The sequence below is a fragment of the Paeniglutamicibacter sulfureus genome (genome assembly GCF_039535115.1).
In the GTDB taxonomy this organism is placed as follows: domain Bacteria; phylum Actinomycetota; class Actinomycetes; order Actinomycetales; family Micrococcaceae; genus Paeniglutamicibacter; species Paeniglutamicibacter sulfureus.
The window spans coordinates 4493436-4515799 of record NZ_BAAAWO010000001.1 but is presented as its reverse complement, the minus strand read 5'-3'; the positions used below and the strand labels follow the sequence as shown (position 1 = coordinate 4515799).

The 22364-nt window shown below is 66.2% G+C and carries 16 protein-coding genes; 1 reads left to right on the top strand and 15 read right to left on the bottom strand.

What is annotated here, in order from left to right:
• Nucleotides 1-95: 95 nt before the first annotated feature.
• Both ABD687_RS20385 and hflX read right to left on the bottom strand, forming a co-directional pair.
• Nucleotides 96-2102 carry an ATP-dependent DNA helicase gene (locus tag ABD687_RS20385; RefSeq protein WP_310288430.1) on the bottom strand — a complete coding sequence of 669 codons (2007 nt, stop codon included), beginning with the start codon at nucleotides 2100-2102 and terminating at the stop codon, nucleotides 96-98.
• The gene (gene hflX / locus ABD687_RS20380; RefSeq protein WP_310288435.1) at nucleotides 2095-3666 is read right to left on the bottom strand and encodes a GTPase HflX; all 1572 of its coding nucleotides are present in this window, start codon (nucleotides 3664-3666) and stop codon (nucleotides 2095-2097) included. The genes ABD687_RS20385 and hflX overlap by 8 nt, the downstream gene beginning before the upstream one ends.
• A 573-nt stretch (nucleotides 3667-4239) precedes the next feature.
• On the opposite strand from hflX, the gene ABD687_RS20375 reads away from it, so the two are divergent.
• Nucleotides 4240-4857 carry a class I SAM-dependent methyltransferase gene (locus ABD687_RS20375; protein WP_310288437.1) on the top strand — a complete coding sequence of 206 codons (618 nt, stop codon included), beginning with the start codon at nucleotides 4240-4242 and terminating at the stop codon, nucleotides 4855-4857.
• 54 nt (nucleotides 4858-4911) lie between these two features.
• Here the strand turns inward: ABD687_RS20375 and dapF are convergent, their stop codons facing one another.
• From dapF to pgsA, 13 genes are all read right to left on the bottom strand, one after another.
• Nucleotides 4912-5868, bottom strand: a complete 957-nt coding sequence (dapF, locus tag ABD687_RS20370) for a diaminopimelate epimerase (protein WP_310288440.1) — start codon at nucleotides 5866-5868, stop codon at nucleotides 4912-4914.
• 67 nt (nucleotides 5869-5935) lie between these two features.
• On the bottom strand, nucleotides 5936-6844 hold the full coding sequence (gene miaA, locus ABD687_RS20365) for a tRNA (adenosine(37)-N6)-dimethylallyltransferase MiaA (RefSeq protein ID WP_310288441.1): 909 nt from the start codon (nucleotides 6842-6844) through the stop codon (nucleotides 5936-5938).
• A 4-nt stretch (nucleotides 6845-6848) separates the two neighbouring features.
• Nucleotides 6849-8360 carry a tRNA (N6-isopentenyl adenosine(37)-C2)-methylthiotransferase MiaB gene (gene miaB / locus ABD687_RS20360; protein WP_310293355.1) on the bottom strand — a complete coding sequence of 504 codons (1512 nt, stop codon included), beginning with the start codon at nucleotides 8358-8360 and terminating at the stop codon, nucleotides 6849-6851.
• A 504-nt stretch (nucleotides 8361-8864) separates the two neighbouring features.
• The gene (locus tag ABD687_RS20355; protein ID WP_310288443.1) at nucleotides 8865-10931 is read right to left on the bottom strand and encodes a hypothetical protein; all 2067 of its coding nucleotides are present in this window, start codon (nucleotides 10929-10931) and stop codon (nucleotides 8865-8867) included.
• A 186-nt stretch (nucleotides 10932-11117) separates the two neighbouring features.
• Nucleotides 11118-12017, bottom strand: coding sequence for a hypothetical protein (locus tag ABD687_RS20350; RefSeq protein ID WP_310288445.1), 900 nt, complete (start codon nucleotides 12015-12017; stop codon nucleotides 11118-11120).
• Complete coding sequence (locus tag ABD687_RS20345) at nucleotides 12014-17482, bottom strand: DUF6531 domain-containing protein (protein ID WP_310288447.1); 5469 nt, start codon at nucleotides 17480-17482, stop codon at nucleotides 12014-12016. The genes ABD687_RS20350 and ABD687_RS20345 overlap by 4 nt, the downstream gene beginning before the upstream one ends.
• Before the next feature lie 145 nt (nucleotides 17483-17627).
• Complete coding sequence (locus ABD687_RS20340) at nucleotides 17628-17909, bottom strand: pyrophosphorylase (RefSeq protein WP_264270307.1); 282 nt, start codon at nucleotides 17907-17909, stop codon at nucleotides 17628-17630.
• A gap of 187 nt (nucleotides 17910-18096) precedes the next feature.
• Nucleotides 18097-18960 (bottom strand): regulatory protein RecX, encoded by an 864-nt coding sequence (locus ABD687_RS20335; RefSeq protein WP_310288450.1) that lies wholly within the window; start codon nucleotides 18958-18960, stop codon nucleotides 18097-18099.
• A gap of 4 nt (nucleotides 18961-18964) precedes the next feature.
• On the bottom strand, nucleotides 18965-20011 hold the full coding sequence (gene recA, locus ABD687_RS20330; RefSeq protein ID WP_217390544.1) for a recombinase RecA: 1047 nt from the start codon (nucleotides 20009-20011) through the stop codon (nucleotides 18965-18967).
• A gap of 210 nt (nucleotides 20012-20221) precedes the next feature.
• Nucleotides 20222-20446 (bottom strand): DUF3046 domain-containing protein, encoded by a 225-nt coding sequence (locus ABD687_RS20325; RefSeq protein WP_264270309.1) that lies wholly within the window; start codon nucleotides 20444-20446, stop codon nucleotides 20222-20224.
• Between the two features lie 137 nt (nucleotides 20447-20583).
• The gene (locus ABD687_RS20320) at nucleotides 20584-21009 is read right to left on the bottom strand and encodes a helix-turn-helix domain-containing protein (RefSeq protein ID WP_217390542.1); all 426 of its coding nucleotides are present in this window, start codon (nucleotides 21007-21009) and stop codon (nucleotides 20584-20586) included.
• 219 nt (nucleotides 21010-21228) lie between these two features.
• A complete protein-coding gene (locus tag ABD687_RS20315) occupies nucleotides 21229-21729 on the bottom strand; it encodes a CinA family protein (protein ID WP_302262562.1) in 501 nt (166 codons plus the stop codon).
• Nucleotides 21730-21760: 31 nt separating this feature from the next.
• Nucleotides 21761-22360: a CDP-diacylglycerol--glycerol-3-phosphate 3-phosphatidyltransferase gene (gene pgsA / locus ABD687_RS20310; RefSeq protein ID WP_264270311.1), complete on the bottom strand. Its 600-nt coding sequence runs from the start codon at nucleotides 22358-22360 to the stop codon at nucleotides 21761-21763.
• Nucleotides 22361-22364 lie beyond the last annotated feature (4 nt).

Here is a 22364-nt window from a genome sequence, read left to right as displayed (position 1 = left end):
GCAACACAGCGAGGGCCGATCATCGGATCGGCCCTCGCTGTTGTTTGCGCACCCTGCACATCTCCCGCGACCGGGATGCCTGCAAGGCAACGTGCTCAGCCCTCGCTGAGCCTTTCGAGCGCGGAAATGACGGTGGCCTTGTTCGGTGTTGCCCACAGCGGTGGCAGGGAAGCCCGCAGGAACGTTCCGTAGCGTTCGGTGGCCAGGCGCGAGTCGAGCACCGCGACCACGCCCTTGTCGTTGACCGAGCGGATCAGGCGGCCCGCACCCTGTGCCAGACGCACCGCCGCATGGCTTGCGGCCACGGCCATGAAACCGTTTCCGCCGTGCTTGGCGACATCGCGGCTGCGTGCCGAGGAGAGCGGATCATCCGGGCGCGGGAACGGGATCTTGTCGATGATGACCAATCGGCAGGCGTTTCCCGGCACATCGACGCCCTGCCACAGCGTCATCGTCCCAAAGAGGCAGGTATCGGGCTCCGCCGAGAACTGGTCGACCAGCGCCTTCATGCTGGACTCGCCCTGGCACAGGATGGGAATGTCCAGGCGTGCGCGCAGGATCTCCGCAGCGTCCTCGGCCGCGCGGCGGGAGGTAAACAGCGCCAGCGCCCCGCCGTTGGAGGCCTTGATGAGATCCTCGATCTCTGCAAGCGTCTCCTGGGACATTTGGCGCCCGGGCTTGGCCAGGTGTTTGGCAACGTAGAGGATGCCCTGCTTGGGATAGTCGAAGGGACTGCCGACGTCGACGCCGTTCCAGGTCGGCGCCCCGTCCCCCACGAGCCCCAGGGATCCTGCCACCGGTTCAAACGCCGCACCGATGGCCAGGGTTGCGCTCGTGAGGATGACGGTCCGGCCGTCGAAGAGACCTTCCCTGAGTTTTCCCGCCACCGAGAGCGGTGCAACCATCAAGGTCGGCTGGCTTGACTCGTCCGGTTGGACATAGCCCTCCCCGGGGCTGAAGTGGCCGGGCCGAGAGGCCCAGATCACCTCGCGCTCCTCGGTCATTTCAAGCATCTTGGTGCATTGCTCCACCAGGTACATGACCTGGGAACGGGCCATCTGGCGTCCCCCGTCCGCAGGGGCGTTGGCCTCGGGCTTGGAGTCGGAGAGCACCACGCGTGCGGCTTCGGCGATCTGGTTGATCGCGGCTTCCTGGTCCTCGTTCAGGCCGCGGGCCATGAGCCCGGTGGGCACTCCCTCCAGCGCACGCTGCAGGGCCTTGGCGCCCTGGTTCAGCGCGTCCACGCTCACCGAGCAGTGCTTGCGGGCAGCCGAAGCGGCGGTCTGGACCATGTTGACCGACAGCGGCCGCGTCACCGAGCTGGTCACCCGGTCCTGCAGCTCGTGGGCCTCGTCAATGATGACGGTGTCGAAGTCCGGCAGCACGGCCAGGCCTTCGAAGGCCGAGACGGCCAGCATGGCGTGGTTGGTGATCACCACGTCGGCGTCGGCCGCTCGGGCGCGTGCCAGTTCGCTGAAACATTCGGCGGCCATGGGGCACTTTTGCGCGCCCAGGCAGTCCATCGCGCTGACCGAAACCTGGCGCCAGGCCTTGTCGCTGACTCCCGGGGTCAGGTCGTCGCGGTCACCGCTGTCGGTTCGTTCGGCCCACTGCCGCAGGCGCACCACTTCCTGGCCCAGGGCAGAGCCGGGGCCCTCGGAGGAACCACCGAGAACGGGGGTGCCGGATTCCATGGAAAACAGGGCGCCCTCGTCGTCGTCCGGGTATCCGCCGCTGAGTTTGTACTGGCACACGTAGTTGGAGCGGCCCTTGACCAGGGCCACTTCCATCTCGCGTGGCAGTTTGTCTTTCAGGGACGACAACAGGCGCGGCACATCGCGCCCGACGATCTGCGCCTGCAGCGCGAGGGTTGCGGTGGAAATCACCACAGGTTTTTCGGATCCCAGCGCGTGCGCCAGCGCCGGAACCAGATAGGCCATGGACTTGCCGGTTCCGGTTCCTGCCTGCACCAGCAGGTGTTCACCGGTTTCCATGGCGCGCACGACCTGGCGTGTCATCTCGTGCTGGCCCGGACGGCTTTGCCCGCCCATGCTGGACACTGCTTCGTCCAACAGGGCGATGACCTCTGATTCCTCAGCCATGAATACTAAATTGCTCCACTTCTGCGGCCATGCTTTCGCGGACCTTGACCATCATGCGGGTTCCCGTTTCGGTGTGTTCGACGGCCAGGATCTCGGCCTCGGCGCCGTGGAGCTTGTTGACCACGTCGCCTCGATCATAGGGAATCATCAATTCTAGTTGGACATTGGGCCTCGGGATTGCGGCGCTGATCCGGGCCTGCAATTCGTCGATGCCTTCGCCGGTGCGCGCCGAGACGATGACGTGGTTCGGCTCGCGCTGGCGCAGGCGCTCGACCACGAACGGGTCGGCGACATCCGCCTTGTTCAGGACAATGATCTCCGGGATGTTGCGCGCGTCGACGTCGTTGAGCACCTCGCGCACGGCTTGGATCTGGCCTTCCGGGTCCGGGTGCGACGCATCCACAACGTGCAGGATCAAATCGGCGTCGGCCACTTCCTCCAAGGTGGAGCGGAAGGCCTCGATCAGCTGGGTGGGCAGTGACTTCACGAAGCCGACGGTGTCAGCGAGCGTATAGGTCAGCCCGTCGCTGGTTTCGGCCTGGCGGACCGTGGGATCCAGCGTTGCGAACAGGGCGTTTTCGACCAGTGCCCCGGCATCTGTGAGCCGGTTGAGCAACGAGGACTTGCCGGCGTTGGTGTACCCGGCAATGGCCACCGACGGCACCGCATTGCGCTTGCGGTTCGCGCGCTTGGACTCGCGGGCCGGCAGCATTCCCTTGATCTCCTTGCGGAGCTTTGCCATGCGGTCGCGAATGCGCCGGCGGTCCAGTTCGATCTTGGTTTCACCCGGGCCGCGGGATCCGATGCCGCCGCCTGCAGCACCCACGCGGCCACCGGCCTGGCGGGACATCGAGTCGCCCCAGCCGCGCAGGCGCGGCAGGAGGTATTCGAGCTGGGCGAGTTCGACCTGGGCGCGGCCCTCGTGGCTTTTGGCATGCTGGGCAAAGATGTCCAGGATCAAGGCGGTGCGGTCAATGACTTTGACCTTGACGACGTCTTCCAGGGCGCGGCGCTGCGACGGGGCGAGTTCGGTGTCGATGATGACGGTGTCGGCACCGGTGGCCGCCACGATTTCGCGCAATTCCAAGGCCTTGCCCGATCCCAGGTACGTGCCGGGATCCGGCTTTGCACGGCGCTGCACCATTCCGTCGAGCACTTCCGAACCCGCGGTCTCGGCCAGTGCCGCCAACTCGCGCAGCGAGTTTTCCGCATCCTGGGCGGTCCCCTCGTTCCAAATGCCGGCCAGCACGACGCGCTCGAGGCGCAGCTGGCGGTATTCGACCTCGGTGACGTCCTCGAGTTCGGTTGAAAGGCTGGCGCCGCGCCTCAGGGCTCGGCGTTCGGCCAACTCCTGCTGGTCGCCGTCGGAGGAGGAATGCTCGCCGGTGAACTTGCTCAGGGCCTGGGCCCGTCCGGAAAGCACGCCCTCGTCTTCGGGTGCGCCGAAGTGGCTGCTCTTGCTGGCCGCGGCCTTGTCGCTGGCGAGGATCCGTTCGATGGCGGCTTGGAGCTTGGCCTCGTCCATCTCGTTGTCCTGCGGGCCGGAAGTTTGTGGATTGGTCATGTTCCCCTTAGTTTGCTGTATTCCAGAATAGTGCCCCGCACCCACAGAAGCGGCGTTGTGCGTGGATTGGTTGCTTGGATGTCCGGGTTCGGTGAATGGATGCATGGTTTGCTCCTTGGGCTGGATGCCGCGCGCGGGTCGGCAAGCGCCGAATTTGGTGTCAGTGTCAGTGGCACGATCGAGTCGGAGTCTCGCTCGTGCTGGGAATGGCGATTGCGTGGGGCCGGCGCCTGCATACGCGGCGCGGGCCATGTCGATCGCGAAAAGTGATGCGCCCTCGCGCGAACCTGATCTTGGAAACGTTATGGTTTCGAAGGTTCGCCTCGGCGGAATGACTTTTCGGCGCGACAGCCAATCGCCCTCAGTGGGCCGCCTTCCAGCCAATGAGCCTGCAGCTCCAGTGGGGGAAGGACCCGGGGTCGATGGTGTGCTTGATGCGTCTTACAGGAAAGTCATAGGGAAAACTCTATCACTTGCCCCGGCTTGGCGCATTGAGGCATCTCACACACTTCCAGCGCCCGAATTCGTGCCACGGGTTTGGGTTTGCCGCCCCCGGGCGGTTAACCTGCCAAGATGAGCCCGGAACATTATTTCAGCGCCCAGCCTTCCACCCCAGAGAAGCGGCGCCACATCAGCGTCGAGTTGCGCGGCGCCGTGCACAAGGTGCAAACCTCCGGCGGCATCTTCAGCCCGGACAGGATCGACAAGGGAACCGCCATTCTCCTGGACGGCGTTCCCGATCCCTCGGTCAGCGGAAACCTCCTGGACATCGGCTGCGGCTGGGGACCCATTGCGCTCTCGATGGCCATGGCCTCCCCGGAGGCGACGGTGTACGGGGTTGATGTGAACGAGCGAAGCCTCGGCCTGACCCGTGACAATGCCGCAGCCCTGGGATTGAAAAACGTGGTCGTGGCGCTTCCCGAAGCAATCGACCCGGAGCTGACATTCGACACGATGTGGTCGAATCCTCCGATCCGCATCGGCAAAGAGGCCCTGCACGAGCTTTTGCTGCTGTGGCTTCCGCGACTGGCCCCGGGCGGGATCGCCTGGCTGGTGGTCCAGAAGAACCTGGGTGCCGATTCCCTGCAGAAGTGGCTGGGCACTGTCCTGCCCCAGGACTGGGACATCGAGCGGGTCTCGACGGACAAGGCCTTCCGCATTCTGCGCGTGGCGCGCCCCGAGGCCTCCTAGCCCTCTTTACGCCAATGGCCGGATTCCCCTTGCGGGAATCCGGCCATTGCTGTCTCAGATCTCGGTGATCCGGCCGCGGGAGACCAGGACTGCGGGCCCGCTGAGCACCACGTGTTCACGTCCCGTGGCTCCCCGGATGAACTCGATGCCAACCTCGCCGCCGGGCACCTGGACCTTCCAGTTTCGGATGTCCTGGGCCTGGGCCCAGTGTCGCGTGGCAGCGGCGGCGGCGCAGGCCCCGGTGCCGCACGACAGGGTCTCCCCCACGCCGCGTTCGTGCACGCGCATGCGCAAGGACCCGACACCGTCTTGGACCACCGGGTCTGCGGCAAGGACGTATTCGACGTTGGTGCCGTGCGGGGGCAGCGGCTGCACCTCGGGGATCGCAAAGAGCTCCAGGTTTTCCAATTCACCGGCGTTGGCCAGTGCCACGACGGTGTGGGGGTTGCCCATGGAAATGCTTAGGGCACCGCGGGCATTGCCCAGTCCGGCGGTGGAAACCTTCGAATCCAGCCCGTTTTGCTTGGCTGCCTGCTCGAAGATGAACTCCCAGGGACCCATGTCCACGGCATATCCGTCCTCAAGACGGGTCACCAGCTTCACTCCGGCCCGCGTGCCAATGGCCAGCTGCTCCCCCACCGGAAGCTCCACCAGCTTTTCGCTCAGTAGGAAATGGACGAACACGCGCACGCCATTGCCGCACATCTCCGACACGGACCCGTCGCCGTTGCGGTAGTCCATGAACCAATAGGCCTCGGGGCTCGTTTCCAGGACTTCCCTGCCCTCCGCCAGCGAGCTGGAGGGAACCGCGCGGATCAAGCCGTCGGCGCCAATGCCGCGGTGCCTGTCACAAAGCGCGGCGACCTGTTCGGCCTCGAGCCGGTGTTCATCCGCCGGGTCGGAAATGAGGACGAAATCGTTTCCGGTTCCGTGTCCCTTGGCATAGCTCAGGCCACCCACGATGGACTGCAGGGTTGGCGTGGTCGTCATGGCGGGTTTGCTCGCACTCATGCCTCCAAGGATACGGGGATCCAGGCCGCGGCACCTATTTCCGGCCAGCCCCCGCCAAGGCCGCGGATCAGGGTTTCCGGATGGTCTCCAGGACCCTCGACAGCATGTGGGGATCCGTCGGGTCAAACCAGTTCACCCGGTCATCGGCCCCGAACCAGGTGACCTGCCGGCGCGCAAATTGGCGCGTGGCAATCACCGTCTTTTCCGTGGCTTCCTTCACCGACATGGTGCCGTCGAGCACCGCCAGGAACTGGGCATAGCCTATGGCCCGCGAGGCGGTCTTTCCATCCCGAAGCCCCTGGGCATCAAGCCGGCGCACCTCCTCCAACAGACCGAGCTCGACCATCTTGCCCACCCGTGCCGCCAACCGATCGTGCAACAGGGCACGCTCGAGGTTCAGTCCGATCTGGAGCGCAGGGACGTGGTACTGCCTCCGGGGCATGAAGGAGCTGAACGGCTTGCCGCTGATTTCGTGGACTTCCAGGGCCCGGATCAGTCGCCGGTCATCAAGGTTCCTGGCGGCCGACTCGGGATCGACCTCAGCCAGGCGTGCTGCCAACGGGGCAATCCCCGCCTGCGCCGCCTCGGCTTCCAGCCGCCGGCGAACGTCCGGGTCGGTCGGCGGGAAATCAATCTCGTCCAGGGCAGCACGCACATACAGGCCGGACCCGCCGACCAGGATGGGCACCAACCCGCGGGCGCGGATCTCGCCGAAGGCCTGGCGTGCCTCGGCCTGGAAACGTGCCACGCTGGCCTCTTGGCGGACATCCATGATGTCGAGCAGGTGGTGCGGTACCCCGCCGCGTTCGGCCGGCGGAAGCTTGGCGGTGCCGATGTCCATCCCGCGGTAGAACTGCAGGGCATCGGCGTTGACTATTTCCCCGCCCAGTTCCCTGGCAAGGGCGATCGCCAGATCGGACTTTCCCGTCCCGGTGGGGCCAACGACCGCCAGGACCGGCAGCTGCTCGGAGGCCATGCCCCTAGCCGCGGACCATCAGCGAGGGCATGCCCAGGTTGGTCTTGCTCCCGGTCGGGCCCGAACCGGGGGTGGGAACCCCGCAGCTTTCGGCTTGGGCGCGGTCCCACGCGTCGCCGGCGCGCGAGCGGCGTAGCGAGTACTGGTCGGTGGTCGGGTCGGAGACCAAATGGAAGGCTGCGGCCCCGGTGACCGGCACGGTGACCAGGTCGCCCGGACGCGGTGCCTCGGCGCCGGCCGGCACGGAGAAGTGCACCAGGCGCTGGTCGGTGGTCCTGCCGGAGAGACGGTGGGTTTCCCCGGCCTTGCGGCCGGACTGCTCGGTCACCAACACCTCGACGGTGCGCCCGACCTGCTTGGCGTTCTCTTCCTTGGCGATGCGGTCCTGCAACGCGGTGAGCCGTTCGTAGCGTTCCTGCACCACCGCCTTGGGCAGCTGGTCCGGCAGGTCTGCGGCCGGGGTGCCGGGGCGCTTGGAGTACTGGAAGGTGAAGGCGGTGGAGAAGCGGGAGGCCTCGACCACGTCCAAGGTCCCTTGGAAGTCCTCTTCGGTCTCGCCCGGGAACCCGACGATGATGTCGGTGGTGATGGCTGCGTGCGGGATGCGCTCGCGCACCTTGTCCAGGATGCCCAAGAACTTCTTCGAGCGGTAGGAGCGGCGCATGTCCTTGAGGACCTTGTCCGAGCCGGACTGCAGCGGCATGTGCAGCTGCGGCATCACGTTGGGGGTCTCGGCCATGGCGTCGATGACGTCGTCGGTGAAGGCGGCCGGGTGCGGGCTGGTGAAGCGCACGCGCTCCAGGCCCTCGATCTGTCCGCAGGCGCGCAGCAGTTTTCCGAAGGCGAGCTTGTCGCCGAATTCGACGCCGTAGGAGTTCACGTTCTGGCCCAGCAGGGTGACCTCGATCGCGCCGTCCGCCACCAGCGCCTCGATCTCTGCGAGGATCTCGCCGGGTCGGCGGTCCCTCTCCTTGCCGCGCAGCGAGGGCACGATGCAGAAGGTGCAGGTGTTGTTGCAGCCCACGGAGATCGACACCCAGCCGGCGTACACCGACTCGCGGCGCGTGGGCAGGGTCGAGGGGAAGACGTCCAGGGACTCGAGGATCTCCAGCTCGGCCTGCTTGTTGTGGCGCGAGCGGGCGAGCAGGGTGGGCAGCGAACCAATGTTGTGGGTGCCAAAGACAACGTCGACCCAGGGGGCCTTCTTCAGGATGGTGTCGCGGTCCTTCTGGGCCAGGCACCCGCCGACGGCGATCTGCATGTTCGGGCGTTCGCGCTTCAGCGGTGCCAGCATGCCCAGGTTGCCGTAGAGCTTGTTGTCAGCGTTTTCGCGCACGGCGCAGGTGTTGAACACGACCACGTCGGCGACCTCGCCGGTCAAGGCTTCGTCCTTGCGTTCCAGCCCGGCGTCCTCCAGCAGGCCGGAGAGGCGTTCGGAATCATGCACGTTCATCTGGCAGCCAAAGGTGCGCACCTCGTAGGTGCGGGGCAGCTCTTCGCCGTCAATCTGGGTCATCGGTTCGCGCTCAGTCACCGTTCAAGGTTACCCAAAGTTTCGAGGAGCAACATCTTGGGTCATGGGCAGCTCCTGGGAATGGCGGGTTCCCGCGCTCTGCCCCCCTCATTCGCCGGTGTACCTTCGGTGGAGGAACGGCGAGTTCCCGGACGGTGCCGGGAAAAACGAAGCACAACGGTGCCGGCTCCCGTCGTCCACCCGAACCCTGCAGCGCTTCGATCGGGGGGCGCCGAACGCCACGAACGCCAAGGTGCCGTCAAGGACCAAGGCAGCAAGTATCATTCCGAACAGTTGCACCATGTCCTGTTGCCCTCCCAAGAGGAGGCCGACGACTGCGATCACCAGCACCATGGGAAGCAGAATGCAGCGAGCCATGACATCCGAACGGCTCAATGGCGCGTACTGCTAGGCCGATTCAGGCCTCATAATCATTGAAAAGATCCAAGAAATATCCGGTTCGACACCGACAACGGCGCCTGGGGGCGCGGGCGCCCCCGGGTCGAGTCAGTCCCGATACTGTTCGGGCACCTTCCCATAGCTGTACCAGACCACTGCGTCCCCGGCCGCGTTGTCGTAAGCCAGGCGGGGCACGTCGAGCGACTGGCCCTGGTAGACCAGGTTGCCGATGGCGCATTCGCCGGGTTGCAGGGCCTGTTCACGCAGCTGGTTCCCGCTGTCGACCAGACGTGCCTCGAGGTAGTCGTCGTTGAGCATCGCGAAGTCCTTCGGGGATACCCGGCGCTGGGCATCGGGTGCCAGGTCGCCGATCCGGGTGTCCCCGCCGGCACAGAAATTCACTTCCACGTTGACCACGTATTCGCTTTGGTCGATCGTCGGGTGCTGGATGTCGAACCGCGTGGCCGTGATCGTGGTCCCGTTGTCCAGCGTGGCCGTTTCGGAAATGTTGATCCAGTCGCGAATTGGCTCCGCCCTGTCGCCCTGCACCACCGCCATCGCGACCAGGCCTCCCAAGAGCGCCGCCACGAGGCCCGTTGCGATGCCGACCGAGCGGCGCCGACGCCGACGCCACTCGGCCACATCGGATGCCGTGCGCTTGGACTTCATCCTCAGTCGCGGCGCTCCGGCCAGGCGCTGGTCCAACGCCCTGCGCAGGGCCTTGGACCTGAAGTACAGGTCCGGGTAGATCATGGCCATGCGCAGCTTGTCGTCCAGCACAAAGAGGTTGCCCAGGCCGTCTTCGAGGACCGCCAGCAGGTTGTTCGCATCGGCAGCGTTTCCGGCAGTGGCCCCCGGCATCCGCAACTGCTGCCACTGCTCGATGAAGATGGCTTCCCGGCCAATGACCAGTGCCGGGATGACGGGCAGCGGAGCGCCTTGAAAACCTCGGGGCGCCCAGGACTTGTATCTGCGGCTGTAGCCTCCGATGGGCAGCCTGAGTTCGTTGATGGCCGCCGTGTTGGTCCCTGCCGACCGCTCGTTGGCCCGCTGCCTGCCTCTGGCACCCGGAGCCACCGGATCGACGGCCAGGTGCAGGCTGGAGGATGAGCGCGCCACGGCGGCCCGGATGTCGGCGACATCGGGTGCGGGGTCGGCACCGAGCCCCACGAGGGCACGCTCGCGTTGCAGCCGATCGGATCCCCCGGTGCCGGCGTACGCCAAAATGTCGCCAATCCAGGCGTCGGGAATCTGCGTCATCGACGTGGCGAAGTCTTCGAGCAGGAGCCGCCGTTCCCGCTCCGGCAGCATCTCCTCGCTCAGGAAAACGGCACAAAACTCGGCGCCTGCACCGATGAATTCCACCCCGGATTTGAAGGTTCCGCTGACGATGCCGCCGCGTCGGTGCGCCAGCTGGCGATTGAGCAACTGCGCGGCCAGGAATCCCGCCGCGGAGCGCGGCACCATGACCGAAAGCAACACCGGGATGTTGTTCCCCAGCACCACGCCCGGGGCGTTGCCCACGGCAGTCGTGGACAACGGATCCGTGGCTGCCGGCCCGGTGTGGAAACCGTGCATCGCAGAGCGTTTGGGGGTGCCGTCGGCCCATGTCCCGGCCAAGGGTGCGCTGTCGTTCTGCTTCACCGGGTACACGTGCCCGATCAGCGACTGGTCGTTGGTGAAGAACACCGCGCGGGTTCGACCGGCGGAAGGATCCAGCTGCGCGAGGACGGTTCGGGCCCGATCATGCAGATTTTCGGGATACACGTGGAAGGACGTGAACGCGGCCGCATTCGAACCGGTGCGTTGCACCAGGTCGGCGGGCCAGAACGATTCCTCGACATGGATGGGGTCGGTGTTCTCGGGGATGCTCCCGGACCTGAACACTGCGGGGAGCCGGTTCCAGGACGCGGCCACTGCCTCGGTCGTCCCGCGGACGGTCACGGTTGCGGTATCACTCCCCAGCAGTGCCGTGACCTCGGGAAGTGCCACCTGCCCCGGGCTCAATTCGACGGGTCGGGCCAGTTCGGTGCGCAGTGCCGCCAGCGCTGCGGACAGCGTGCCCGCCGCCTCGACCTGCTCATCGAGCAGCCCCATCCCGAAGCTCACGCCAAGGCACGCCTGGGTGTCCTCGCCATTGACCAGTTGCCAATTGCATCCACTCCAAACGGGCATGCTGCTCCTAACGTGTGACCGGCTGGATTCATTCTCGATGAGAACGGGACCGCCCGGTGTTTGCCTGACTCCGGGACTGAAACCGGCGTGGGTGAGATGGTGGACTGCAGAAACTACCCGGATGTGCCCTCAGGCTCAACGAGCCCCCTTGAGCTAGTGTCTGCTCTCATGCATGCCAGCAGACCGTCAGATATTGTCCTGGGGAAATAGGGAGATCCATCTGGGTTCCTCGTTAAACCGGTCATCAGCCATTTGAATATTTACTTCACTGCCGAATTCCCGGCCGAGCAACGACTCGATAAGGGCACTGCTTTTGTCCACCGTCCTCGTCCACTCCGGAACGGACGTCCCTCGGGGCGTGAACTCAATTTCACACAAGCGTTGCTTTACGGTCTGGGGTGCACCCAGCCACCGAACCCGTACGCGGGGAACATCCACGAGTTCCGCCCACGACCAGGCCCGGTCATCGCTCGGGACCAGACCCTCGACTGGCCAAAGAAGGTCCTTGTTCATGCCCGCCCGGTCGACCAAACGCCTCATCGCCTCGAGATACCTGCGTGGAACCGCGATTTCTTCATCGACAGCCGCCGTGGCCAGTGCCTGAATCGCATCCTGTGGCCGCCCTTCGGCAACCAATGCGTAAACCCGTTGCGTGACCGGTGCCGAGACGAGATGGCTGAACCACTCGGCAACCCATTGCGCCGCCATGAGTAGGCTGCGCTCCGGCCCTTCAGGCACTGGCGACACCACGGACGGTGCCCTGTCATGAGTGGCCACCCAGGGTGAGGTGCGTTCACTCCTGGGCAAGAGGTGGCTTGATGGAACAGACGCTGCCTGCCCTCGACGAAGCAGGTCCTGGGCGGCTTGCTCGTCCAGCTGGTTGCCCTTTCCCAGCAAAACAGCCGGCCAGCTGTTTCCGGTCATGAATGCCACAGGGAAGGGCGTGCGAACGCTGAAGGCCGCAACTTCGGCCCCTTGCGGCACTCCGGCAATTTCAAATAATCTGATCGACCTGAACAGCCTTCGCGGAAGCACGATCTCCCGCAGTGCATAGGCCACGCCATGGTCCGCCCGCAGCTGACTCAATTTCCGCCCCTCAGGTCAACCGCCGGAAGATAGTTCTCCTCATACCTTGGATATCCCGAAACCATTTGGGTCTCGAGATTGTAGAAGTCGCTGTCAGTACTCGGTTGACCGATATCCACAATCCTCTTGCCCTGTTTCATCTGGTGCGCGATCCATAGTTTATTGAACTGCAAGTCGACGCTATCGGTAAATTCCTTGGAACCATGCTCCAGCAAATAATTGTGGAGGCGTTCGGGCGTCGCATTGTAGTAACCGTATTCGTTTGCATTTGCGAAGGGCTTGACACGCCCCTCCATCCAACGGCCCATCACGACGGTGTCGGCCTGTGGACGGGTGGTCAGCGGTGCAAGGAGCCGCCCGGTGATCTTCTGGCCAACGCCGCCACCGGCCCCGCCCATGATTCCGCCGCCGAGGGTACCCAGCGTGGTGGATTGCAGGAAGCCTCCCGGCGTGTGCGGGCCCGGCCCGCTTGCATAGGTGTACGCGCTTCCGGCACCGCCGGACGCCGCACCGGAGGCAACCCCCTCTGCGACCGCCGCCCTCATGCCGGTTACGCCGGCAGCACCGAGGCGTCCAACCGCCATGGCACCGCCCAGGCCGCCGGTGACAGCCATGACCGCGGTCTGCCCCCAGTTCACGTCGCCCGTGGTCGCTTTCTGGATAATGACGTCGGCACCGGCACCGATAAGCGCCATGCCCACGGGACCGCCCACACCGGTGGCCATCAGCACGCCGCCGGCCACGACCATGGCCCCGCCGGCAAAGTATTCCCAGTGCTCGCCCATCCAGTCCCCGGCCGCGGCCAGGGCGCCGTTGTTCGATTCCCGGTAGGCCGTCAGCTCGGCCTCGGTCACCGGGCGCAGGCCCAAGGGGTCGATGGCGTGCAGCGGGTCGTTGCCCGCGTAGGAGTAGGGGTTGGATGCCCAGCCTGCGCCGGCCACCGGATCCAGCGGATCCACGGAGAGGAACCCGCGCGTGGATGGGTCGTAGGCGCGGGCGCCGAGCCAATCCAGGCCCGCCACCTGCACCCCGCCGTTGGCCCCGATGCCCAGGCCTTCCGGCAGGCCCGGCACGGTGCCGGCGGCCATGGCCCAGGGGTTTGTCGCCTCGGTCGGGTGCGCGCCGCGCCACCCGGCACCCAGCAGGGTGCCGTCCACCGCGGCCAGGCCGCCGGGTAGGGCGGTGACCGAGCGGTCGCCGACGGAGACCACGCGCGGGGCGTATTCCGCAGTGTCCCACCAGAGCGCGGTGCCATCCACCTCGGCCAGTTCACCCAGTGCATCCACCCACAGCGTGTGCAGCGTTCCGGGGCCCTGCGGACCGGTGTGCTCCACCGTGCGCAGGGTGCCCAGGCCGGACCACCCATATCGGGTGGTGCCTTCCGGTCCCGTGCCGGCGGTGCGCCGGCCCGAGGCGTCATAGGTGTATTCGGTCGTCCCCGCGTCGGTGGCGGTGGCCAACAGCTGGCCGGCCGCGTCGTAGGTGGAGGCGGTGGTGTGCCCGTTGGCGGTCTCGGCGGCAAGCCGGCCCGCCGCGTCGTAGCGCCACGTGGTCACGGTTCCGTCGGCGCCCTGCATGCGTTCCAGCTGGCAGGCGCCGTCATAGGCGTAGCGCGTCTCGGTCCCGCCGGTGCGGATCGCGGCGATGCGCCCGTCAGCGTCGCGCACCAGCTCGGTTGCCTCGACCCCGTCGGGGGTGGTCACCGTGTGGCGCACCAGCGCGCCGGCCTCGTAGTCCCAGCCCTGCAGGATCTCCCCGGCGCTGGCGCCCAGGAGCTTCCCGGCCGCGTCGTACGCGTAGGTGATGGTGCCGAACACGGGATGGTCGACGGCCGCCAGGCGGCCCGCGGCGTCGTGCCGGTACCCGGTGCGTGCGCCCTGCGGATCCAACAGTGCGGTGCGCCGCCCGTCAGCGTCGTATTCCCAGGCCACGCCGGCACCGTCGCGGGTGCGGGCGACCAGCTGGCCTCGCCGGTTGAAGCGCAGCTCGTGCAGGGCGGCCGTTCCGTTGGGGCGGGTGCTGTCGGTGATGCGCACGCTGCGCTCGCGCGCATCGCGCTCGATCCGGACCAGGGTTCGCCCGTCCAGCGAAGTGGTGGCAAGCCGCCCCGCCGCGTCGTAACCCCACGCGATGCGCTGTCCGTCGGGGGTCTGCTGCCAGAGCGGCCGGCCGGCCGCGTCGTAGCCGGCCGTCGTGGTGCGGCCCAGCGGGTCGGTTTCGGACACGACCCGGTCCCCCTGGTCGTAGGCGCGGCGCACCACCGAACCCAGCGGGTCGGTGGTGGATACCAGGCGGCCGCGTTCGTCGTAGTCGTATCTGGTCACCCCGCCGAGCCCGTTCACGGCCTCGGTGAGCTGGCCCGCGGCGTCGTAGCGGAAGCGGCGGAGACCGAACACCGCGTCGGCGGCCCCGATGAGCCGGCCTGCCTTGTCGTAGTCGTAGCGGGCGGTGCCGCGCGAGGGCAGGCTGCGGGAGATGACCCGGCCCATCGCGTCGTAGCGGATCCGCTCGGCCTGCCCGTCGGGGAAGGTGCGGGCGATGATGCGGGAATCAGCGTCATAGGCCAGGGTGGTGCGCGCCCCGGAGGCGTCGATGTTGGCGCACGCGCGTCCGGCAGCGTCGTATTCGATGCGGGTCACTGCCCCGGTCGGTGACACCTGTGCCGTCACCCGGCCGGCTGCGTCGCGTTCGAGCCGGGTGAGCCCGCCCTCGCCGTCGACGAGCTCGACCACGCGTCCGCACATGTCATAGGTGGCCAGCTCGCTGCTGCCGTCGGCTTGCTCGGAGGCGACCGGGCGGCCGTATTCGTCGCAGCGCAGCGTGCCGCGCTCAAATTCGTCGGCCACGCTGAACGCGCCGGCGGCCGGGTCCGCGGAGAACTCCTGGCGCACCCCGGTGGGATCGAGAACCGCGGCCAGCTCCCCGTTCACCCCGTACTCGCGTGCCCAGGTGTTGCCCTCCGGGTCGGTGATCCCGGTCAGCCGGGAGAGCGTGTCGTGGGCGAACCGCCATTCGGCGCCGTCGGAAAGCGCCAGGGAGGCCACTCGGCCCAGGTCGTCGAACCGGCGGGTGACCGCCCGGCCCAGCGGATCCACGGTGCGTTCCAGCGCGCCGTGGGCACCGTGCTCCATCACCGTGCGTCCCCCCAGCGGATCGGTGATGACGGCCAGGGCGCCGCCGGGCGCGTATTCGAAGCGCCACAGCGCACCGTCCGCGTCGCGACGCGACGTCAGCCGCCCGGAGCCGTCATAGAGGTAGGAGGTGCGGGCACCGCCCGGGGAGACGGCCTCGGTGACCCGGCCGGCCTCATCGCGGTGCAGCCGTGCGGTGTTTCCGAAGGCGTTGGTGATGCCCTTCAGGTCCCCGAATCGGTCGTGGGCGAAGTCCAGCATGACCCCGGTCGGGTCGGTGATGCGCACCAGCAGCCCGTCGCGCCAGTCGAGCTCGGTGCGCCCGCCCTCCGGGTCGATGACCACGTTCGGGTTGCGCGCGGAGTCATCCGCATATTCGTACGTCACGACCGCGCCGGTGCCGCTGACCACGGTCAGGGGCCGGTCCGCGGCATCGTAGCCAAAGTTGAATTCCGCCCCGGTCGGGGTCAGGGTGCGGATGCGCCGGCCGCGCTCGTCATAGGCGTGCACGCTCAGGCTGCCGTCGCGTTCGGTGGCGGAAACCAGGTTTCCCCACCGGTCATAAGCCATCGACTGGCGTTTGTCCTGCCCGTCGATGACCCCGACGAGCCGGCCCTTGGCATCGGCAATCCAGGTGTTGGAGCGGCTTCCGTCTTGGTCCGAGACCACTGTCAGCCGGCCGGGCAAGTAGGCAAAGCGGGTGGTGCGCCCGAAGGCCGAGACCTGGGTGAGCACCCGGCGCCGGGCGTCGTAGGTGTTCACGGCCTCGGCTACCCCGGCGGCATCGATGACGGCTTCGATCAGTCCGGCTTCGTTCCACCGGTAGGTGCGGGTTCCGCCCGGGCCGGCCGCGGCGACCAATTTCCCGGAGGCGTCGTAGGAGAAGTCCACCCGGCGACCGTCCGAGGCCTCGAGCCTGATAATCCGCCCGCCGTCATCCGGCTCGCCGGAGTATTCGGCACGGACCCAGCGGCCGCGTTCATGCTCAAGCCCGGTGACGCGTCCATGGGCGTCGTGGTGTGCGGTGATGCCGGTGCCCGGACCGCGGTCCGTGGACAGCCAGGTGCCGGAGGCGGTGAATACCCATCGGCCCCCTGCATTGTCCGAGGCAACCAGTACTCCGGCCGGCTCCACGTGTTGGGTTTCGGTGCCCTCATTGGCCGGAGCGCCGGAGGTGGCCCAAGCTTGGCGTTGGAGCCACCAGTTCTCCCCGTCCGCCCGGTCCCAGCCCTCGCCCAGCCGCGGAAAACGCACCTCGCGCCCGTCGGGCAGGACCAGGGAGGCACCCTCGTCGCCAAGGTCCAGGCGCACCTCGAAGATCGAGGCCCAGCCCGGGCCGAAGACGCCGGTGGCCTCGGAGAGGGAGTTGTACATCCGGGACGCGGCCAGGCTTGACGCCGCCCCGGCGAAACCGAGGTCCACCTCGGGTTCCAGGAAGTTGCCGGTCGAGGTGTTGACCGGATCGTTCGAATAGCCGGTCGTCGGCGGACCGCCGTAGGCCTGCGCCGGAGTGATGGTCAGGTCTTGGCGGGACGCGCCGACCCCTTGGGAAGCCAGCGCCGCCAACAGCGAGGCGTCCGACAGCTGCGAGACGTTGCCTTCCCCGCCCGCGGCGGCAAACGCGTTGGCGATGGTGCGCGCCCACAACACGTCCTGCTCGTTGGCGTCAAGCCACTTTTCGAATCCGCGAACCACCGGACCGGCGCTGAGCCGGCCGTAGGAGCAGCGGGCCGAGAAGTCGGCCAGGTGCCCGCGCAGGGAGCCGGGCAGGCCGGCCAGGTTCGAGTTCAGGTTCGCTGATCCGGTGGCGAAGGACCGCAGGTCGCTGGGCCGGGCTGCCGAGGTTCCGCCACCGCCTCCGCCGCCGTTGCCCGGATTCGGGTTTTGGCGCACTCCAGTCTGCGGCTCGGATGCCCGTACCGAGACCGGGGCGGACGGCGGGCCGACCGGTGGATCTTCCTCCCCGAAGACCGCGTCCACGGCGTTGAAGAAGATATTGGCGTCGCGTTCATCCTTCCGCTGTTTCCATTCCCTGGCCAGGCGCCGGCGCTCGTTTTCGCTGCTTGCCTGCTCTTTCAGCTGCTTCGCACCATCGGCGGCCTCCCGGAGCCGCGCAGCCAGTTCGATCGCGTCGGAAGAGGCAACGCTGGCATTGTCTGCAAACAACTGGGAGAAATGGCCCTTGAAGTCCGTGCGTGCCGTGGCCACCAGAGATGACCGCGATCCGGCCTGCCCCTCGATCTTCGACGCCGCGGCTCGGAACGCGCCAATCAACGCATCGGCGGTACCGAAATCAAATGCAACGTCATGCTCAAAGGCCCCCAGATCGGCCACGTAAAACTCCCTCATCAGCCCGCGGGACCAGGCAGTCCCCCGAAAACACTACCCGAGGCACCATCGATACCCCGGAAAAATATTGAATACGCCCCCGTCGTCAATGCGGCACTGCCGGTGACAACGGGGGCGAAGGAAAACCAGGCTAGTTGCCGCCACCTGCGGTGAAGATGTTCGTCGAGATCTGGTTCAGCTGACCACGCAGCTCCTCGAGTTCAGTCCGGGCCTTGTCCAGCGCGGCCTTTGTCTCCGGCCACGTGGCACCTCGGAATTGGGCTGCCAGCGGGCCATCCCACACGTTTGGATCCGAGAGGAGGCGTCCCTGGGCATCCAGCTGGCTGATCTGGTCGGTAAATCCGCCGTTGATGATCGCCTGGATCTGCTGAATGGCGGTTTTTGCCTGCTCTGTTGATAGGACACGCGACATGAAATCCTCCAAGGATTCGTGGGGGTCAGTAATTCCGGCGCCGTAGCCGGGGACTCGAACGTGAATAACTCTAACAAGATGACAAGGGATTTTCCAAGGATTGCAGGCCGTGGGAACCGCCTTGGGCCAAACGCGACAGACGCGAGACAGTGGCCTTCCTGCCGAGGCACCGGAGAAAGTCCGTGTACTAGCCCTGCTCTTCGAAGCGGACGTCCCATTCCTCGCGCGCGATGCGGAATGCCATCGAACCGCCGTAGCCCTTGCGCGCAAGCATCCCCACGAGTCGGCGCAGCGCCTTGTCGCGGTCAGCGCCCATCGATTCGGGACGGAGCTTGGTGCGCACCAATTCCCGGGCACGTTCTTCCTCGTCGCCGTCGTCGATCTGCTCCAGGGCCTGCTGGGCTGTCTCGTCGTCCACGCCCTTTTCCCGCAGCTCGCGCTTGATCGCCCCGCGGGCCAGGCCGCGACTGCGCGCGCGGGAGCGCACCCAGCCGTCGGCAAAGGCCTCGTCGTCAACGAGCTGGATCTCCTCGAAACGATCCAATAGGTCCTCGGAGATGTTCTCGGGGATCTCCTTTTCCAGCAGCTTGGTTTTCAGCTGAGCCCGGCTCTTGGCCGAGGCGGTGAGCTGCCGCAAAAGGATGGCGCGCCCCTTGGTGGCATATTGCTCGTCCGTGAGCTCGGCGGGTTCCGCGGCATCCGCGGGCCGCTTCTCCCGGGTCCGGGGTGTCCGGGTCGAGGCGCGCTTGGAACCGGAGTTGGCCGATCGTCCGCCGCCCCACGATCCCGTGCCGCCGGCGCCGCGCTTGGAGGTGCGCGCCGAGCTGCGACCGGCATATCCGGCTCGCTCCCCGAAGGCGGGCTTCACCTCGGGGGGTCCGGGTGCCTCCTCGGGCGGCGGGGCCGCCGAGGCCGCCTGGCTATGCGCCCAGGCGGGGATCTCGGACACGTCGCCCCAGTCGGAATTGCCGTCGGCCGGGAACGACCAAAGCGGCCGTTCGGCTCCCTGTGGGAAGCCGGACGAACCGCCTTGGTGTTTGGTGGTGCCCACGGAACTAGGACTCCTTGACCACGCGCAAGGTCTCGCCGTCCTTGTCCTCGGCGGCCTGGCCAATGCCAAGCTTCTCGAGGATCTGGCGTTCGAGTTCGTTGGCGAGGTCCGGGTTGTCGCGCAGGAACTTGCGCGCGTTTTCCTTGCCCTGGCCCAGCTGGTCCCCGTCGTAGGTGAACCAGGCGCCAGATTTCTTCACGAAGCCCTGGTCCACGCCGATGTCGATGAGGCTGCCTTCGCGGGAGATGCCCTGGCCGTAGATGATGTCGAACTCGGCCTGCTTGAACGGCGGGGCCATCTTGTTCTTCACGATCTTGGCACGCGTGCGGTTGCCGACCGGGACGGTGCCTTCCTTGAGCGTTTCGATGCGGCGGACGTCAATGCGGATGGACGCATAGAACTTCAGCGCCTTGCCACCGGTGGTGGTTTCCGGGCTGCCGAACATCACACCGATCTTTTCACGCAGCTGGTTGATGAAAATGGCAGTGGTGCGTGTCTGGCTGAGGCGCCCGGTGATCTTGCGCAGCGCCTGGCTCATCAGGCGGGCCTGCAGGCCAACGTGGCTGTCGCCCATCTCGCCTTCAATTTCGGCCCGGGGCACGAGTGCCGCCACGGAGTCGATCACGACGATGTCGACGGATCCGGAGCCCACGAGCATGTCCATGATTTCCAGGGCTTGCTCGCCGGTGTCCGGCTGGGAAACCAGAAGTGCGTCGGTGTCGACGCCCAGCTTCTTGGCGTATTCGGGATCCAGCGCGTGCTCTGCGTCGATGAAGGCGGCAATGCCGCCCATGCGCTGTGCACTGGCCACGGCGTGAAGGGCAACCGTGGTCTTGCCGGAGGATTCCGGACCGTAGATTTCCACCACGCGGCCGCGCGGCAGGCCGCCAATGCCCAGGGCGATGTCCAGGGCCACCGACCCGGTGGGGATGGCGGCAATCGGCGCAACGGTCTTGTCGCCCAGTCGCATGACCGAACCCTTGCCGTATTGCTTGTCGATCTGTGCAAGTGCAGCTTCGAGTGCCTTCTCGCGATCTTTACCAACGGCCATTGTTCACCTCGGTTGTTAGGGCCATCCGATGAGGGGTCTGGCCGGTACTCTTTGTCTATCCACGAGCGTACGACGGTTGGCCGACACTTTGGTTTCGAGGTGTAGTTGCTGTGGAAAAACCAGCCACGTTCACCTCGACGAACTCTCATTGAGAACTCTACACTCTTCCGAACAGATATTCGAAGATGGTGGGTGTGTCCCTCGAATATTCTACTTCTCCTTGATCGGTTGGTCCCTGCCCAACCGGCGCTCGGGCGGCACGTCCTGCATCTCGCATACCGCCAGCCACACCTCCCGCGGAGCGACCCCTTTGGCCAGCGCTTCTTGCGCAGTCACCCCGCCCACGGCAGCGAGCACCAGGGAAGAAGCCAATGTGCGGGAATAGCCCGCACCGAACTCGTCGTCCATCAGACGCCAAAAATCACTCAATCGCACCCTCGCAATTGTGCCACGGGATGCTTGGCGCTTAAGCAAAAAACCCCCGCACCGGAGTCCTGTTCATGATGAACGGACACCCGCACGGGGGTCATGGCCGCGGAACCGGGTACACCACCGGGACCGCGTCTGGATGATTAGTGGCTCGGGGCCAGTCGCTTGCCGAGTTCAACCGGATATTCGCCGGCGAATTCGCTGGTGAGGTCCACGGGGACCGTATCCGGAATGGTGATGCCCTCTGCGATGGCAACGCGGTCGCTGACCTCGCGGAGCATCAGTGAAAGCGGAACCTCGAGGGCGCCACAGATTGAGGAGAGAAGCTCGGATGAAGCTTCCTTCTGTCCACGCTCGACCTCGGAAAGGTATCCCAAGGAGACGCGGGCGCTGTGGGAGACTTCGCGCAAGGTGCGACCTTGGCGTTGGCGGACATCGCGGAGGACGTCGCCGATTTCGTGTCGAAGGACTACCATTTTGCGCTCCTCTTTGTCGCGGCGGACCTCGCTCTGTAGGCCCACATCACGCCAACGGACCACACCGTTTACCGATACTGGTTGCTTGACCATGTGCATTGCCCTTTGTTCTCCGGTCCTATTGCCTTGTGGGGCGATCGGTGCGGGTCACTTTTTTGTGCCCGTCATGGGTAATAACTGCCGGGAGTCGGTTTTTGTTCCCCGCCACCCACCTTAGCGACTGCTGTGTGTGATTATCCACAACACCCGCAAATCATTCCGCATTGCTGTCACAAAACGATTCATAGCCACCTTGCCCCATTAAGCTGTGCGCTAGCTGGGCGGCAGATGGGCGGAAAACAATTCGAGTGCCGCCAGGGTGCTTGAAAGTCGGATCCGTGCCCTGTCACCGGCAAAATGGTACTCGACGAAACCACTGCCCGACGCCGTGGCATAGCCAAGGAAAACTGTGCCCACGCCCTTGCCGTCGTGGGCGTCCGGACCGGCCACGCCCGTGGCGGAGACCGCCAGGTCGGCATCGCAGGCCCGCCTGGCGCCCTCTGCCATTTGCCTGGCAACGTCCCCGTCGACGGATCCGCGCTCGGCCAGCAGCCGGGGATCGACCCCCAGCACCTTGGCCTTGACGCCGCCGGAGTAACTCACCACCCCGCCCTGCAGCACCGCCGAGGCGCCCGGCACCTCGGCAAGCGTTGCAGCAATCATGCCGGCGGTCAGCGACTCGGCCGTGGCCAGGGTGGTCCCCGACGCGATGGCCGCGGCGATCACCCGACCGGCCAGCTCGGAGCCGGGGCTTGCATCCAGGGGCACTGTCATGTCCATCGGTCCTCGGAGGTTGGCGTTTCGGTTAGTCGCGGGTGGCTGCTGCGCGCAGCTGCCAGGCCTTCAGGAGGTAGTCAAGGCCCGTCACCACGGTGACCGCCAGGGCCAGCAGCATCACGATGAAGGCCACGACTCCCAGCCAGTCAAGCGTGTGGGTCCAGGGCAGGAGGTACAGCACGATGGCCACCGTCTGCATCACGGTCTTGAGCTTGCCGCCCCGCGACGCAGCCATCACCCCGTAACGGATGACCACGAAGCGGATGAGCGTGATGCCCCATTCGCGCACCAGGATCACGATGGTGATCCACCAGGGCAGCTCGGCGAGGATCGAGAACATCACCAGCGCGGAGCCGGTGAGCAGCTTGTCTGCGATCGGGTCGGCGATCTTGCCGAAGTTGGTGATCAACCCGCGGCTGCGGGCCAGGTCCCCGTCGAGCTTGTCGGTGTACATGGCCACCGCGAAAAGCGCCACCGCCACCCAGCGCATGAGCCCGTATTCCTTCTCGTCGGCCACCAGGGCCCAGATGAAGAACGGGACCATGAGGATGCGCAGGGTGGTGAGCACATTGGCGATGTTCAGGGTCGGCACGTGGGCCGGTTGCGGGTTCGCTGGGGTTTCAGTCACTCTT

Excerpts from the sequence above, each read along its gene's own strand:
- ABD687_RS20385 (WP_310288430.1), bottom strand. The coding sequence starts at position 2,102 with ATGGCTGAGGAATCAGAGGTCATCGCCCTGTTGGACGAAGCAGTGTCC.
- hflX (WP_310288435.1), bottom strand. The coding sequence starts at position 3,666 with ATGACCAATCCACAAACTTCCGGCCCGCAGGACAACGAGATGGACGAG.
- ABD687_RS20375 (WP_310288437.1), top strand. The coding sequence starts at position 4,240 with ATGAGCCCGGAACATTATTTCAGCGCCCAGCCTTCCACCCCAGAGAAG.
- dapF (WP_310288440.1), bottom strand. The coding sequence starts at position 5,868 with ATGAGTGCGAGCAAACCCGCCATGACGACCACGCCAACCCTGCAGTCC.
- miaA (WP_310288441.1), bottom strand. The coding sequence starts at position 6,844 with ATGGCCTCCGAGCAGCTGCCGGTCCTGGCGGTCGTTGGCCCCACCGGG.
- miaB (WP_310293355.1), bottom strand. The coding sequence starts at position 8,360 with ATGACCCAGATTGACGGCGAAGAGCTGCCCCGCACCTACGAGGTGCGC.
- ABD687_RS20355 (WP_310288443.1), bottom strand. The coding sequence starts at position 10,931 with ATGCCCGTTTGGAGTGGATGCAATTGGCAACTGGTCAATGGCGAGGAC.
- ABD687_RS20340 (WP_264270307.1), bottom strand. The coding sequence starts at position 17,909 with ATGTCGCGTGTCCTATCAACAGAGCAGGCAAAAACCGCCATTCAGCAG.
- recA (WP_217390544.1), bottom strand. The coding sequence starts at position 20,011 with ATGGCCGTTGGTAAAGATCGCGAGAAGGCACTCGAAGCTGCACTTGCA.
- ABD687_RS20320 (WP_217390542.1), bottom strand. The coding sequence starts at position 21,009 with ATGGTCAAGCAACCAGTATCGGTAAACGGTGTGGTCCGTTGGCGTGAT.
- ABD687_RS20315 (WP_302262562.1), bottom strand. The coding sequence starts at position 21,729 with ATGACAGTGCCCCTGGATGCAAGCCCCGGCTCCGAGCTGGCCGGTCGG.